18 protein-coding genes are annotated in these 13365 nt (G+C 64.1%); 5 read left to right on the top strand and 13 right to left on the bottom strand.

The genetic code is table 11. The features are described 5' to 3' along the window. Positions 1–349: 349 nt before the first annotated feature. Positions 350–748 carry a metallopeptidase family protein gene (locus Q3C01_RS43945; protein ID WP_458151567.1) on the bottom strand — a complete coding sequence of 133 codons (399 nt, stop codon included), beginning with the start codon at positions 746–748 and terminating at the stop codon, positions 350–352. A gap of 159 nt (positions 749–907) precedes the next feature. On the opposite strand from Q3C01_RS43945, the gene Q3C01_RS43940 reads away from it, so the two are divergent. Beyond that, positions 908–1198, top strand: a complete 291-nt coding sequence (locus Q3C01_RS43940) for a hypothetical protein (protein WP_458151566.1) — start codon at positions 908–910, stop codon at positions 1196–1198. 10 nt (positions 1199–1208) lie between these two features. On the opposite strand, the gene Q3C01_RS43935 is transcribed toward Q3C01_RS43940, so the two are convergent. After that, positions 1209–1421: a hypothetical protein gene (locus tag Q3C01_RS43935; RefSeq protein ID WP_458151564.1), complete on the bottom strand. Its 213-nt coding sequence runs from the start codon at positions 1419–1421 to the stop codon at positions 1209–1211. Between the two features lie 352 nt (positions 1422–1773). On the opposite strand from Q3C01_RS43935, the gene Q3C01_RS43930 reads away from it, so the two are divergent. The 3 genes from Q3C01_RS43930 (at position 1774) to Q3C01_RS43920 (ending at position 3112) form a co-directional block, all read left to right on the top strand. Next, positions 1774–1992 (top strand): hypothetical protein, encoded by a 219-nt coding sequence (locus tag Q3C01_RS43930; RefSeq protein ID WP_458151563.1) that lies wholly within the window; start codon positions 1774–1776, stop codon positions 1990–1992. A gap of 96 nt (positions 1993–2088) precedes the next feature. After that, positions 2089–2355, top strand: a complete 267-nt coding sequence (locus Q3C01_RS43925) for a hypothetical protein (RefSeq protein ID WP_458151562.1) — start codon at positions 2089–2091, stop codon at positions 2353–2355. A 208-nt stretch (positions 2356–2563) separates the two neighbouring features. After that, complete coding sequence (locus Q3C01_RS43920) at positions 2564–3112, top strand: hypothetical protein (RefSeq protein WP_458151561.1); 549 nt, start codon at positions 2564–2566, stop codon at positions 3110–3112. A gap of 73 nt (positions 3113–3185) precedes the next feature. Here Q3C01_RS43920 and Q3C01_RS43915 read toward each other — a convergent pair whose 3' ends face one another. The 9 genes from Q3C01_RS43915 to ffh all read right to left on the bottom strand — a co-directional run bounded on the left by Q3C01_RS43915 (position 3186) and on the right by ffh (position 10731). Continuing rightward, the gene (locus Q3C01_RS43915) at positions 3186–3389 is read right to left on the bottom strand and encodes a hypothetical protein (RefSeq protein ID WP_458151560.1); all 204 of its coding nucleotides are present in this window, start codon (positions 3387–3389) and stop codon (positions 3186–3188) included. Positions 3390–3487: 98 nt separating this feature from the next. Then, on the bottom strand, positions 3488–4894 hold the full coding sequence (gene leuC / locus Q3C01_RS43910; RefSeq protein WP_458151559.1) for a 3-isopropylmalate dehydratase large subunit: 1407 nt from the start codon (positions 4892–4894) through the stop codon (positions 3488–3490). Positions 4895–5353: 459 nt separating this feature from the next. Next, positions 5354–5734 (bottom strand): 50S ribosomal protein L19, encoded by a 381-nt coding sequence (rplS, locus tag Q3C01_RS43905; RefSeq protein ID WP_254101811.1) that lies wholly within the window; start codon positions 5732–5734, stop codon positions 5354–5356. A gap of 110 nt (positions 5735–5844) precedes the next feature. After that, entirely contained in the window at positions 5845–6588 is a 744-nt protein-coding gene (gene trmD, locus Q3C01_RS43900; RefSeq protein WP_458151558.1) for a tRNA (guanosine(37)-N1)-methyltransferase TrmD, read from the bottom strand. 48 nt (positions 6589–6636) lie between these two features. Then, complete coding sequence (locus Q3C01_RS43895) at positions 6637–7320, bottom strand: hypothetical protein (RefSeq protein WP_458151557.1); 684 nt, start codon at positions 7318–7320, stop codon at positions 6637–6639. 41 nt (positions 7321–7361) lie between these two features. Beyond that, positions 7362–8039 (bottom strand): hypothetical protein, encoded by a 678-nt coding sequence (locus tag Q3C01_RS43890; RefSeq protein ID WP_458151556.1) that lies wholly within the window; start codon positions 8037–8039, stop codon positions 7362–7364. A 106-nt stretch (positions 8040–8145) separates the two neighbouring features. After that, the gene (rimM, locus tag Q3C01_RS43885; RefSeq protein WP_458151554.1) at positions 8146–8670 is read right to left on the bottom strand and encodes a ribosome maturation factor RimM; all 525 of its coding nucleotides are present in this window, start codon (positions 8668–8670) and stop codon (positions 8146–8148) included. 9 nt (positions 8671–8679) lie between these two features. Continuing rightward, positions 8680–9012, bottom strand: coding sequence for a 30S ribosomal protein S16 (gene rpsP / locus Q3C01_RS43880; protein WP_027523519.1), 333 nt, complete (start codon positions 9010–9012; stop codon positions 8680–8682). Between the two features lie 159 nt (positions 9013–9171). Next, entirely contained in the window at positions 9172–10731 is a 1560-nt protein-coding gene (ffh, locus tag Q3C01_RS43875; RefSeq protein ID WP_458151553.1) for a signal recognition particle protein, read from the bottom strand. A 269-nt stretch (positions 10732–11000) separates the two neighbouring features. Here ffh and Q3C01_RS43870 point away from each other — a divergent pair, with 269 nt between their 5' ends. Next, positions 11001–11996: an MBL fold metallo-hydrolase gene (locus tag Q3C01_RS43870; RefSeq protein WP_458151552.1), complete on the top strand. Its 996-nt coding sequence runs from the start codon at positions 11001–11003 to the stop codon at positions 11994–11996. 138 nt (positions 11997–12134) lie between these two features. Here Q3C01_RS43870 and Q3C01_RS43865 read toward each other — a convergent pair whose 3' ends face one another. Together Q3C01_RS43865 and Q3C01_RS43860 are read right to left on the bottom strand one after the other, a co-directional pair. Then, positions 12135–12827 (bottom strand): SIMPL domain-containing protein, encoded by a 693-nt coding sequence (locus tag Q3C01_RS43865; RefSeq protein ID WP_458151551.1) that lies wholly within the window; start codon positions 12825–12827, stop codon positions 12135–12137. A gap of 23 nt (positions 12828–12850) precedes the next feature. After that, positions 12851–13365, bottom strand: a 515-nt coding sequence (locus tag Q3C01_RS43860; protein WP_458151550.1) for a GyrI-like domain-containing protein, incomplete at its 5' end; no start/stop codon positions are given.

Here is a 13365-nt window from a genome sequence, read left to right as displayed (position 1 = left end):
CCTTCCAGCGTGGTGAACTTGTCCATGGTTGCGCTTCCCGGGTAGGTCAGGGGAACGGCTGTTTATCGCGATCGGGGCCCAAATCCTAGGCCAAATTCGGCAGGCCTCATCTGCTTTACGGGTCTGAGCTTGAGCTGGTGCGGCATCGGGACTTCACCTCTCCCGCTTAAGGGAGAGCGCAGGCCGCCTCCGGCGGCCGTGTTCTAAGAACGCCGAGGCGAGGCCTCGGCTATGCCGAAGGCGCGGGTGAGGGTTCTCTCCTCTTGGGGGTTCTCGATTGCGGACGCACACTCTCCCCAGCCCTCCCCCGCAAGCGGGGGAGGGAGCGCGCCGCCGCTGCGGAGCCGCTTCAATCCGTCTGAGCCTCGATCGCGGCCATGTCGTCGTCCGAGAGGCCGAAATGGTGGCCGATCTCGTGGATCAGCACATGGCGGACGATATGGCCGAGGCGCTCCTCATGCTCAGCCCAATAGTCCAGGATCGGCCGGCGGTAGAGCCAGACCATGTTCGGCAGCCGCGCCACGTCACCAAGGCTCTGCTGCGGCAGGCCGACCCCCTGGAACAGCCCGAGCAGGTCGAACTCGCTCTCGCAGTCCATCTCGTCCAGAACCTCGTCGGTCGGGAAGTCGTCGACGCGGATGACCACGCCTTCGCAGAGATCGCGAAAGTGCTTGGGCAGGCGCTCGAAGATGTCATGCGCCACCACCTCCATTTCGGCGAGTGAGGGCGCTTTCAATTCCGTCCACATGCCTCCTCTTAGCGCGGGTTCCCCGGCGATGCATCTGGCTTTATGATCGTGGCAAGGTTGACGCGCGACGCCAAAACGGGGAGCGTACGGCGCCTTGATGGGACGGTTCAGGTGGGTGGCACGATGCGGGCGGTAACAGCGGGACGGATCTTACTTTGCATGGGGTTGTTTTCGCTGTTTTTGGGTTCCGGCGCCAAAGCCCAGACGACTGGCGCTGAAATCCGGTTGGCCCAGGTCTTCTTGCCGGACGCCTTGCCCCCGGATGTCCCGCCGCCGCGCCGCCGGCCGCGATTGCGCGTGGTGCCGTATGAGACGCCGGATGGGGTCTATCCGCGCTACAATCCCGGCCCGGACGCGGTGCGGGAATGCAATGCCACCTATGTGCAGGAATATCGGCCGAGCGGCACCGTGATCGTGCCGCGCATGAGCTGCTACTGGCGGCGGGGCTGACGTCTCTCGCCTAGCGCCCGCGCAGCGCGCCGATCAGGCCGACGCCGACGACGAGCGCGGATGCGCCATAGACCAGGATTGCCATCACCGCTTGTGCGAACGGGCTCGCCGTGCCGGCTTCGACGCCCGGTCCCTGCGCGGCGAGCGCCGCCTCCGAGCCGAACAGCGTGACCGTTGAAACAGCAAGGCGAGAAACCGGCAGCCCACCGCGACACTGTGCCATGACCATCTCCTGCATCTGAAGCATGATCCGGAAAAGTGCGAAGCGGTTTTCCGAAAAGATCATGCGCAAACAAAAAACCTAAAGCGCGATGACGATTCATCCCGATTTCATCGCGCTTAGTCGTCCAGAAGATACGCCGATCGTTGACGGTTGGTTTTGTTGGCGCAAATGAAATGTATTGCGCGGGTCTCGAAAATATCTGGCCGCAGGTCTCGTGCATTTCTTTGCAGCGTCTTTGCGGCGCGTCCATTCATACACGATTCAGCCGGTCGCCTCTAGCGTCCTCTCCGTGACGTCATGCTGGATTGCGTCACACACATTACGTCACACTTGGTGATCGGAGGAGGACGACATGCAATCAACGAAAGCTAAGGTGCTCAGTCTTGCTGCCATCGCAGCGGCGCTCATATGTGCTGCGCCCATCGAGCGCGCGCAGGCCGCATCGCTGATCAATCCCGGCGCCGCTCAGTCGGTACAGGATGTCGCGGCCACGACGACTGAAGTGGGCTGGCATGGCTGGCACCATCATCACTGGCGCTGGCACCACTGGCATCACCGTCACTGGTGGTGAAGCGTCGATCGGCGGCAAAACAGGCCCGGTATCCGGGCCTGTTTTCGCTTGCAGATGATATCGTGAAGGCCCCATGCTGGCGGCATGGAGATTGTCATGAAGACAGCGATCGTCATCACCGGTGCTTTGGGACTGGCGATGGTCTTGTCTGATGCATCGGTTGCGGCGACGTCAGTCGCAACGCCGCACCAGGTCTCAGTGCGAACAGTCGATTTCGGTGCGCCGCGTCATGACCGCAGCGCGCGTCACGTTCGGCGCTCTGCGCCCTATGAGCCACACTACTACGCGCGCCCCGTCTACTATCGGCCCTATCCTTACAGCGTGCCCGCTCCCTTCGTGCTCGGCTTCGGGCCTTGGTGGTGAGCGCGATGTTGGTTCGCACACCTGCACACTCTCTCGCAACGATCCGTCGCAGCCGACTCTCTGCGCCTTGTTCATTCATGAGGGGTTCACGTCGCTGTCCCTAACTTAATCTTGGGGAGCGACCGCGAATGAACAGCGCCCGCCAAGCCCGCCTCGCAACGTCGAGGCGGGGCTCACAGCCGCGCTGTCCAGATCCAGGGAGGGTTTGATGCTGAGGAGTCTTGATCCCCGGGCAGGCATGATCCGCTTGTTCGGACTTGCGGCCGCGGCGGCGCTGGTGCTGTCGGCAGGGACTGCAGAGCGCGCCGAGGCGCTGACCCCAATCAATCCGGTCGCCTTACCGGCCGCCAAAGCCGCCGCCGATGACATGGTCATGCAGGTCCGCCACGGTGGTGGCGGGGGTGGCTTCCGTGGTGGTGGAGGTTTTCACGGCGGCGGAGGCTTTCACGGCGGCGGCGGTGCGCATTTCGGCGGTTTCCGTGGCGGCGGTTTCCACGGCGGCGGCTTCCGTGCCGCGCCGGCCTTTCACGGCGGCGGCTATCGCTACGGCGGATATCGTCACTATGGAATCTACCGTCCCTACTACCGGCATCGCTACTTCCACCGGCGCTTCTACGGCGGCTACTATCCCTATTACAGCTACCCTCGCTGGCACCGCTGCCGGGTGATCTGGACTCATTGGGGTCCGCGCCGCATCTGCCGCTGGCACCATTGGCATCGCTGGCACCACTGGGGCTGGCGGCATCGCTATTGGTGATGTGAAACGCAACGGCTGAATCGAAAAAGGGCGCCCGCGAGGCGCCCTTGGTTTGAGCTGCGTCAGCTCAGAGCTAATCCCTGAGCTTCCAGGAAGCAGACTTCCATCGCATCAGATTGTCGAGCTTCCATTGCCGGAACATCGCCGGCGGCCAACGGCTCAAGCGCGAGGTTTCCTCGACCTCCGGCTTGGCGAGGACGCGCAGCGGCGCGGCGCGCCGCCGATGCTGGCGCGTCGCATCGGTGATGAGATCGACATATTCCGGCTTGTTGGCCATGGCCTTTTCATCCTCGCGAGCTCGCCGCGAGGATGAAGTCTTGGGGCATGCCGCTTAAGGCACGCTTGCCGGGATCGTTAGAATTGCGCAGGGTTGGCTCAGCGCCAATCCCTGACGTCAACGAAGTGACCCGCGATCGCAGCCGCCGCCGCCATCGCCGGCGAGACCAGATGAGTACGGCCCTTGAAGCCCTGGCGGCCCTCGAAATTGCGGTTCGAGGTCGAGGCGCAGCGCTCTTCCGGCTTCAGCTTGTCCGGGTTCATGGCGAGGCACATCGAGCAGCCCGGCTCGCGCCATTCGAAGCCGGCCTTGATGAAGATCTTGTCGAGACCCTCGGCCTCGGCCTGCTCCTTCACGATACCGGAGCCCGGCACGACCATGGCGTTGACATGGGCGCTGACGGTCTTGCCCTCGGCGATCTTCGCCGCAGCGCGCAGGTCTTCGATGCGGCCGTTGGTGCAGGAGCCGATGAAGACGCGATCGAGCTTGATGTCGGTGATCTTCGTGCCCGCGGCCAAGCCCATATATTTCAGCGCGCGATGCTTGGAGAGGCGCTTGGCCTCATCCTCGATCTTGTCCGGATCCGGCACGAGGCCGGTCACCGAGATCACGTCCTCAGGTGAGGTGCCCCAGGTCACGATCGGCGGCAGCTTGGCAGCATCCAGCCGCAGCTCGTGGTCGAAATGCGCGCCGTCGTCGGAGCGCAGCTTCTCCCAATAGCGCATCGCGGCATCCCAGGCTACGCCCTGCGGCGACTTGGGGCGGCCACGCAGGAAGTCGAACGCCTTCTGATCAGGGGCGACGAGGCCGGCGCGGGCGCCGCCTTCGATCGACATGTTGCATACCGTCATGCGGCCTTCCATGCTGAGCGCGCGGATTGCATCGCCGGCGTATTCCAGCACGTAGCCGGTGCCGCCCGCGGTGCCGATCTCGCCGATGATGGCCAGGATGATGTCCTTGCCCGTCACGCCCTCCGGCAATTTGCCGTCGACGGTGACGCGCATGTTCTTCGCCTTCTTCTGGATCAGCGTCTGCGTCGCCAGCACGTGCTCGACCTCGCTCGTGCCGATGCCGTGCGCGAGCGCGCCGAACGCGCCATGCGTCGAGGTGTGGCTGTCACCGCAGACGATGGTGGTGCCGGGCAGCGTAAAACCCTGCTCGGGGCCGATGACGTGGACGATGCCCTGGCGCTTGTCGAACTCGTTGTAATATTCGATGCCGAATTCCTTGGCGTTCTCCGCGAGCGCCTTGATCTGCTCGATGCTCTCGGGGTCGGGGTTCGGCTTGGTGCGATCGGTGGTCGGCACGTTGTGGTCGACGACGGCGAGCGTCTTTTCGGGCGCGTGCACCTTGCGTCCGGTGGCGCGCAGGCCTTCGAAGGCCTGCGGCGAGGTCACTTCGTGCACCAGGTGGCGGTCGATGTAGAGCAGGCAGGTGCCGTCCTCGGCTTCGTGCACCAGGTGGTCGTTCCAGATCTTGTCGTACAGCGTGGTCGGTTTGGACATGAGCGTGAGCTCCAGCAATGTTGAGTAAGCGAAGAGGCGCGGGTTACGCGCGAACAACAAAATCGTCAGCGCAGCATTCAAGCTGCGCAGCTAAGCTCTGACGTTGCCGAGGTCGCAAAGCGTCCGAAGAACCGGCCAGGCAGCCGCGAACGATCGTCGATGACGATGCGGTTGATGGGGGCGTTGCTGGTCTGATCTGGAAACATTCCAAGGAATATATAGCAGGCCAATTTGGAAGCGCGAGTGGTTTCAATGCTCGCACAGGGCATGCCCCTCACCCTGACGAGCGCGCCTTGGCGCGCATCTCGAAGGGCGAGGCCACGGACCGGGCCTTCATCCTTCGAGACGCGCGTTCCGCGCTCCTCAATGAGGGACGGGCACTACTCGCTTGGCGTGAGCGCAAACAAAAAAGCGCGGAGCCAAGCCCCGCGCCTTTTGTCGATCCGCCTGTTGCGAAGATTACTCGTTGACTGCAGTCGCGCGGTCCTGCTTCTCGACGATGCGGGCCGACTTGCCGCGGAGATTGCGCAGGTAATAGAGCTTGGCGCGACGCACCTTGCCGCGGCGCACCACCTTGATCGAGTCGATCATCGGGGAGAGCAGCGGGAATACGCGCTCGACACCCTCGCCGTAGGAAATCTTGCGCACCGTGAAGCTCTCGTTGAGACCGCCGCCGGAACGGCCGATGCAGACGCCTTCATAGGCCTGCACGCGGGTGCGGTCGCCTTCGACGACCTTCACGTTGACGATCACGGTGTCACCCGGGGCGAATTCCGGAATCTCCTTGCCGGCGGAGAGCTTGTCGAATTGCTCTTTTTCGAGCTGCTTGATCAGGTTCATGGGTAATTCTCCATCGGCGCGCCCAGCCACGAAAAGAGGGGGCTGCGCGAAATTCGTTTATCCAGCCATTGCGGATTTGGCCGCTCCTATAAGGCAAGCGGGAGCGTTTGTCACCCGTCTGTCGTGTTTTTTGGCGTTTTTTGGCCGGAGGCCCGATTCGCCGCTTTTTCCCACAGATCCGGTCGCCGAACGGCCGTGAGGGCCTCGGATTCGGCCCGCCGCCAAGCCGCGACCTTGGCGTGGTCGCCTGAGGTCAGGATTTGGGGGATCGGAACCCCCTCAAACAGCTGCGGGCGCGTGTACTGGGGGTATTCCAGGAGGCCGTCCGAGAAGCTTTCCTCGGCTCCCGAGGCCTCCTTGCCCATCACCCCCGGCAAGAGCCGGACGCAGGCGTCGATCAGCGCCAGCGCGGCGATTTCCCCGCCTGAGAGCACGTAGTCGCCGATCGAGACCTCCTCCAGGCCTCGTCCGTCGATCACCCGCTGGTCGATCCCCTCGAACCGGCCACAGACGATCAGGGGGCCTGGGCCCTGTGCAAGCTCGACGACGCGACCCTGGGTCAGTGGCCGACCGCGCGGGCTCATCAGGAGCCTTGGTCGCTCCGGGCCGATTTCGGCGGCATCGATGGCTGCGGCCAGGACATCCGCTCGCAGCACCATGCCCGGGCCGCCACCGGCCGGCGTGTCGTCGACGCTGCGGTGACGATCGGTCGCGGACGCCCGGATGTCCCGCGCCTCGAGCCCCCAGAGGCCCGCGGCCAGCGCCCGGCCGGCGAGGCTTACGCCGAGCGGCCCCGGAAACATCTCCGGAAACAGCGTCAGCACCGTCGCGCGCCAGGGTGAGGGGTTTGTCATGGCCGCTGGTTAGGGCATTGCGGCCGAGAGGTCGAGCCCCCGCCGGGGCTATTGCTTGCGGCCGTATGCGGCGACCTCGAGGACGTTGTTGATCAGCAGGTGGCCGTTACTGCGCGAGACATAGGTACGTTTCACCCAGTGGTCGATCGCCGGCGCGTGCCAGGTCACGGTCGTAATGTTGCTCTTGCGGGTCGGGTCGTTGGTCGGGCGCCTGGTGAGCGTCGTTTCGATCTTGTACGTCTCGAACGTGCCGGCCTTGGTGGTGATGGTTTCCTGACCGACAATCTTCGAACGGCCTGAGCGCTTCCAGATATTGCCTTTGCCGGAGTTGACGTCGTCGCCGGAGAAATTCCAGCTATCGCCAACCTTCAGTGGCGTACGGATGCCGCTGCCGTCGCCGGGTTGATATTTCCACTCGCCCGAGGTCTTCACATTCCACGATCGATCGAAGACGATCAGGCCCGGGGATTCCTTGCCTTCGGTCGTGACGCGGATGCTGATCTCGGTCGGGGAGACCTCGGTGACGGTGTGCGTGCGGACTGCGCTCACCGTCCCGCTGATCTCATCATGCACCTCAATGGTCCAGAAGTCGCCCTGGAGGGGCTCCTCCATTGTGACCACCGGTTTTGAAGCGGCAGGGGCCGCCGAAGTTGCCGGTGCATCGTCCGCGGCCCAGGCCGACGTGCTCGCAGCAAGCAGGCAAGCGATCGCCATCATCGATTTTCGAAGCATCAGAAATCCCCCACCATAATCGCTCTTCTCGACCCGACCGGTCAGCGGCGCCCGTATTCGATCAGTTCGACCATGCTGCGGTCGCGCACCCGGCCGTCCGAACGGCTGACGGAAGTGCGCTTCACCCAATGATTGATCGAAAGCGCGTACCAGATCTGCTGCTCAGCCAGATATTTCTTGGTGGTGTCGTTGGCATTGCGGGATTCGATCGATATCTCGATCTTGTAGGTTTCGAACGTTCCAGCGCGCGTGGTGAGGCTCTCCTTGGCCGTCACCTTTGCCGTACCCGTCCGTTTCAGGCTGACGCCGGAGGTGCTGTTGAAGTCGGTGGCCTTCACCGGCCAACTCTTGCCGACCGCGAGCGGAGTGCGAATCCCCATGCCGTCATTGGGGGTGGATCGCCACACGCCATTGGTGATCATGTCCCAGGAGCGATCATAGCTCTGATAGCCGACGTCCGATTTCCCGAGCACCGCCAGCCTGATCCCGATCTCCGTGGGCGAGATGTCGGTAATGGTGTGCGTAATCGTCGACTTGAGATCACCGGTGATCTCGTCGCGTAGCTCGTAGGTCCAGTGGTCGCCGAGTTGCGGGTCTTCCATGGCCTCCACCGCTGGGGTCTCGGTGGTCGCGGCCGAAGGATTTTGAGGCGTTTGGGCGCAGAGGGCGGTGACGGACGCAAGCAGGCCGATCGTTGCCAGAAGACAGCGACACAACATTGATATCTCCGGAGGGATAGGACTCGCGGGTGGGTGCAACCGTAACGTGCACGAGCCTGACGGCAATGGCAAGTCGTTTCGCCGCGTCTCCGGCGTCACCGCCTCGTCACGTCGCTGGGGCTTCGTCCTCGCCTTCGATCTCCTGCGGCAGCGCGATCACGACGCGCCCGCCTGCGAGGTCGACCTCCGGCACCACCGCGTTGGAGAACGGCAGCAGCAGCGTCGTGCCTTTCGGCGGAGCGATCTCGATGATGTCGCCGGCGCCGAAATTATGGATTGCGAGCACGCGGCCGAGCGCTTCGCCGGCCGTGGTGACCGCGGCGAGCCCGATCAGATCGGTGTGGTAGTATTCGTCCTCGTTCGTCGCGGGCAGCTTTTCGCGCGCGACGTAGAGCTCGATGCCGTTGAGCCGTTCGGCCTCATCGCGGGTCGTGACGCCATTGAACGTTGCGACCAGATGATCCTTGGCCTCGCGCGCTTGCGCGACCTCGAACTGGCGCTTGCCGTCCTTGGTGAGAAGCGGACCATAGCGCCGCACGGCAAAGGGATCTTCGGTGAAGGTCCACAATTTGACCGCGCCGCGCACACCATGCGCGGCGCCGATCCGCGCGACGCAGACCAGCGCCGGCATGCGCTAGCCTTAGGCCTTCGCGGCCGCTTCGGCCTGCGCCTTGCGCTCCTTGCGCGGCACGGCCTTCTGCGGGTTGCTGCGCGCTTCGCGCTTCTTGACGCCGGCAGCGTCAAGGAAACGCATCACGCGGTCCGACGGCTGCGCGCCCTTGGCGAGCCAGGCCTTCACCTTGTCCATGTCGAGCTTGAGACGGGTCTCGTTGTCCTTCGGCAGCAGCGGGTTGAAATAGCCGAGACGCTCGATGAAGCGGCCATCGCGCGGGAAGCGCGAGTCGGCGACGACGACGTGATAGACGGGGCGCTTCTTGGTGCCTGCGCGCGCGAGGCGGATAACGACGGACATTCTGGTCTCCTGAGTGTGGTTAATTGAAAAAATCAGCTCGTCATTCCGGGGCGCGCGCATCCAAGTCGGCTGTTGCCGACTTGGACAAATTCAAAACCGAACTCGGGTAAACCCGAGTTCGGACGGCACGCCCCGGAATGACGAGACGAGAGAGTGACGTCACTTCTTCTTCCCCAGTCCGGGGAAGCCGCCGAGCCCCGGAAGGGTCGGCTTGTTGCTGAGGCCCGTGAGCCCCGGCACATTAGGGAGGCCCTGGCGCAGGCCAGCGGGCAAATCCTTCGGCAGATTGGGCAGGCCCTGTCCGCCGCCACCCGCGCCTTGCATCTTCTCCTGCAGCGCCTTCATCTCTTCGGGCGAGGGCATCTTCATGCCGCCTCCAAAGCCCATGGCCTGCGCGATACCGGCGAGCGGGCCGCGCTTGCCCGAACCCATCGCCTTCATCACGTCGGCCATGTTCCGGTGCATCTTGAGCAGCTTGTTGACGTGCTCGACGCTCTGGCCGCTTCCTGCGGCGATGCGCTTCTTGCGGCTGGCCTTGAGCAGGTCGGGATGACGGCGCTCCTCGCGCGTCATGGAATCGATGATCGCGACCTGGCGCTTCAAGATCCTGTCGTCGATCCCTGCGGCCGCGATCTGGTTCTTCATCTTGGAGATGCCGGGCATCATGCCCATCAGCCCGCTGATGCCGCCCATATTGGCCATCTGCGAGAGCTGCTCGCGCATGTCGTTGAGGTCGAACTGGCCCTTGCGCATCCGCTCGGCGGTGCGCGCGGCCTTCTCGGCGTCGATGTTGGCGGCGGCCCGTTCGACCAGCGACACCACGTCGCCCATGCCGAGGATACGGCCGGCGATACGGTCGGGGTGGAAATCCTCCAGCGCGTCGGTCTTTTCACCGGTGCCGATCAGCTTGATCGGCTTGCCGGTGACCGCGCGCATCGACAGCGCAGCGCCGCCGCGGCCGTCGCCGTCGACGCGAGTCAGCACGATGCCGGTGAGGCCGACGCGCTGATCGAAGGAGCGCGCGAGATTCACGGCGTCCTGGCCGGTGAGGCTATCCGCAACCAGCAGCACTTCGTGCGGGTTGGCGGCGGCTTTGATCGCGGCTGCCTCCGCCATCATCTCTTCGTCGAGCGTGGTGCGGCCGGCGGTGTCGAGCAGCACGATGTCGTAGCCGCCGAGCTTGCCGGCTTCCAGCGCGCGCTTCGCAATCTGCGGCGGCTGCTGGCCCGCGACGATCGGCAGTGTCGGAATGTCGAGATCGCGGCCGAGCACGGCCAGCTGCTCCATCGCCGCCGGGCGGTAGACGTCGAGCGAAGCCATCAGCACCTTGCGCTTGTCGCGCTGGACCATGCGGCGGGCGAGTTTTGCGGTGGTGGTCGTCTTGCCGGAGCCTTGCAGGCCGACCATCATGATCGGCACCGGCGGCACGGAATTGACGTCGATGGTCTGGCCTTCGGCGCCGAGCGTGTTGATGAGCTCGTCATGGACGATCTTGACGACCATCTGGCCGGGCGTGACCGACTTCACGACGGTCGCGCCGATCGCCTGCTCGCGCACGCGCTCGGTGAAGCTGCGCACCACTTCGAGCGCGACGTCGGCCTCCAGCAGCGCGCGGCGCACCTCGCGCATCGCGGCGTCGACGTCCTTTTCGGTCAGCGCACCGCGCCCCGTCAGACGATCGAGGATGCCGCCAAGCCTTTCCGACAGATTGTCGAACAATGAAGTCGTCCTTTGTCCTGCTCGCGAAAAATGCGACCTTCCAAACACCTTTGCGCCCGAGGGCGCATCGCGCTGTCGGGCGTTGACCTCTGGCCTCAGGGACCAGTCGGCGGGTCGAAAAGAAAGCCTTTCCGAGAAGTGGTGCGGCCTTAAACCCCCGCAAGGCACAAAAGTCAAGGAAACAAGCCGAAATGCCGCATCTTGAAGGGGCCGGTCCGGCTGCTTATTCCATGCCGGAACCTTTATTTTGGGGCCATTCGGGCCGTTAAATGACCCGCCGCAGCAATAAGACCTATTCCGGACCGCCGTCGGATCATTTCGACGGCGAAAAGTTCTTCGACCCCAACGGGGTGCCGCCGAAATCGCTGCGCGAGGTCCTGCGCTGGCAATTTGGCGGCAAGCGCGACCGGTCGGTCTGGCCGAAATGGGTTCCAAGCCCCTATGCCGACTATCCGCCGGCAGAGGTCAACGGCGGCAAGGTGCGGTTGTCCTTTGTCGGCCACGCGAGCTGGCTGATCCAGACCGGTGGGCTCAACATCCTCGTCGATCCCGTCTGGTCGATGCGGGTCTCGCCGGTTGGCTGGGCCGGACCGAAGCGCCACAACGATCCCGGCATCGCCTTCGACAGGCTGCCGAAGATCGACGTCGTGCTGGTCTCGCACGGTCACTACGACCATCTCGATATCGCGACGCTGTCGCGGCTCGCCAAGAATTTCGCCCCGCGCGTCATCACGCCGCTCGGCAATGATCTCACCATGCGTGAGCGCGACGGCGCAATCCGCGCCGAGGCGTTCGACTGGCACGACCGCGTCGAGCTCGGCGGCGGCATTGCCGTGCATCTGGTGCCAACACGGCACTGGTCGGCGCGCAGCCTGTTCGACCGCAACAGGGCGCTGTGGGCGAGCTTCGTGCTGGAGACGCCTGCGGGGAAGATCTATGTCGTTTGCGACTCCGGTTATGGCGAGGGCACGCATTTCCGCCGCGTTGGTGAAGCGCATGGGCCCTTGCGTCTTGCGATCCTGCCGATCGGCGCCTACGAGCCGCGCTGGTTCATGCGCGAGCAGCACATGAATCCGGAAGACGCCGTGAAGGCGCTGGTCGATTGCGGCGCGCAGGCTGCGCTGGCGCATCACCATGGTACGTTCCAGCTCACGGATGAGGCGATCGACGCGCCAGCGAGGGCGTTGCACGAAGCCCTGGATGCGGCGAACATCCCGCGCGAGCGGTTCGTGGCGCTGAAGCCGGGGCAGGTGGTGGAGATCTAGCTCTCGTCTCGTGCCCCGGACGCAGCGCAGCACGTCAGTGATGCGCTGCTGAGCCGGGGCCCAGACTGTGCGCAAGTAGATGGGGTCCCGGCTCTGCGCAGCGTCACTACGTGCCGCAGCGCGTCCGGGACACAAGAGTTACTGATCCTTCTTGATCGCCCAGCTGACATTCACCGTCACCGACAGCGTCTCCTCGCCGGGAGCGACCTGCGCCGGGGCTGCGGCCATTGGTGCGGCGGCGATGCGGCTCTTGAACAGTGGCATCGGGCCGCCGCCTTCGGAGATGCTGATGGGTGCGCCCAGCGTGACGCCGGCCGCCTTCGCGTAGATCTCGGCCTTGCGGCGGGCGTCGGCGAGCGCCTGCTCGCGGGCGCCGTCGAGCAGTTTCGAGGCTTGCGTCACCTCGAAGGAAATGTTGCCGACATCATTGGCGCCGGCACCCACCAGCGTGTCGATCACATTGGCCACCTTGGTCACGTCGTGGATCTTGACGGTGACGCGGTTGCTGGCGCGGAAGCTGACGATGCTGGTTGCGCGGTCCGAGGTCTTGGAAGAGGTCACATATTGCGGCTGGAGCGACAGCCGCGAGGTCTGATAGTCCTTCTCATCGATGCCTGCGCCTTTCAAGGCCAGCAGCACCTTGCCCATCGCCGCGTTGTTGGCGTCGGAGGCCTCTTTCGCAGTCTTCGCGTCATTTGCAACGCCAGCATCGATCTGCGCGAGATCAGGCGCCGCGGAAACGCTCGCCTCCCCGCTCACCGAGATCGCTGACGGAAAATCGTCGGCAAGCGCAGGAGACGCGCCGAGCGCGGCGGTAAAAATAGCGGCCATGATCGCGTTGCTCTTCATCACTCTCACTTCAGCGGTACATAGACGTTGATCACGAGCTTGTCCTCGGCCGTCTTCAGGGGATCGGTGAGGTACTCCTCGATGAATGTGTCCTTGGCTTCCAGCTTCTTGTCGTCGAGGTGATTGGTGATCGCCTCATAGGTGTTGTCCATGTTGTCGTAGGAGCCGCGATGGACGAACTTCAGCGCCTTGCCCTCCGGCGACTTGCCGATGCTCATGTCCTTGCCGAGGTTCTTGGGCTCCTGATCGATCGGGATCTCGGCGAGGAAGGTGAAGCCGGTGTCGTCGGTCGAGGTGTAGACGATCATCGGATTGCCCGCGGGCTTGATGCCCTGCTTGTCCAAAAGCGCATTCAGCGCCTTGAACGAATCGATCAGCGTGTCGAAGGCAGAATCCCAGTTGGCACTGCCCTTGGCCATCACGACCTTCTTTGGCTCCAGCGTCATCTCCTGGCCAAAGGGATCGGCGGCCTGAACCGGGGCGGAGGCGGCGGGCGGGGTCGTGGCTCTGTCTCTTATAC

It is taken from the genome of Bradyrhizobium sp. UFLA05-109 (assembly GCF_054185165.1).
Note: the sequence above shows the minus strand (reverse complement) of the source record. Positions and strands in the feature narration are given on the sequence as shown.

Excerpts from the sequence above, each read along its gene's own strand:
- rimM (WP_458151554.1), bottom strand. The coding sequence starts at position 8,670 with ATGCCGGCGCTGGTCTGCGTCGCGCGGATCGGCGCCGCGCATGGTGTG.
- Q3C01_RS43870 (WP_458151552.1), top strand. The coding sequence starts at position 11,001 with ATGACCCGCCGCAGCAATAAGACCTATTCCGGACCGCCGTCGGATCAT.
- Q3C01_RS43890 (WP_458151556.1), bottom strand. The coding sequence starts at position 8,039 with ATGTTGTGTCGCTGTCTTCTGGCAACGATCGGCCTGCTTGCGTCCGTC.
- leuC (WP_458151559.1), bottom strand. The coding sequence starts at position 4,894 with ATGTCCAAACCGACCACGCTGTACGACAAGATCTGGAACGACCACCTG.
- rplS (WP_254101811.1), bottom strand. The coding sequence starts at position 5,734 with ATGAACCTGATCAAGCAGCTCGAAAAAGAGCAATTCGACAAGCTCTCC.
- Q3C01_RS43945 (WP_458151567.1), bottom strand. The coding sequence starts at position 748 with ATGTGGACGGAATTGAAAGCGCCCTCACTCGCCGAAATGGAGGTGGTG.
- Q3C01_RS43940 (WP_458151566.1), top strand. The coding sequence starts at position 908 with ATGGGGTTGTTTTCGCTGTTTTTGGGTTCCGGCGCCAAAGCCCAGACG.
- Q3C01_RS43920 (WP_458151561.1), top strand. The coding sequence starts at position 2,564 with ATGCTGAGGAGTCTTGATCCCCGGGCAGGCATGATCCGCTTGTTCGGA.
- trmD (WP_458151558.1), bottom strand. The coding sequence starts at position 6,588 with ATGACAAACCCCTCACCCTGGCGCGCGACGGTGCTGACGCTGTTTCCG.
- Q3C01_RS43925 (WP_458151562.1), top strand. The coding sequence starts at position 2,089 with ATGAAGACAGCGATCGTCATCACCGGTGCTTTGGGACTGGCGATGGTC.
- Q3C01_RS43895 (WP_458151557.1), bottom strand. The coding sequence starts at position 7,320 with ATGCTTCGAAAATCGATGATGGCGATCGCTTGCCTGCTTGCTGCGAGC.
- Q3C01_RS43935 (WP_458151564.1), bottom strand. The coding sequence starts at position 1,421 with ATGGCACAGTGTCGCGGTGGGCTGCCGGTTTCTCGCCTTGCTGTTTCA.
- rpsP (WP_027523519.1), bottom strand. The coding sequence starts at position 9,012 with ATGTCCGTCGTTATCCGCCTCGCGCGCGCAGGCACCAAGAAGCGCCCC.
- Q3C01_RS43930 (WP_458151563.1), top strand. The coding sequence starts at position 1,774 with ATGCAATCAACGAAAGCTAAGGTGCTCAGTCTTGCTGCCATCGCAGCG.
- Q3C01_RS43915 (WP_458151560.1), bottom strand. The coding sequence starts at position 3,389 with ATGGCCAACAAGCCGGAATATGTCGATCTCATCACCGATGCGACGCGC.
- Q3C01_RS43865 (WP_458151551.1), bottom strand. The coding sequence starts at position 12,827 with ATGGCCGCTATTTTTACCGCCGCGCTCGGCGCGTCTCCTGCGCTTGCC.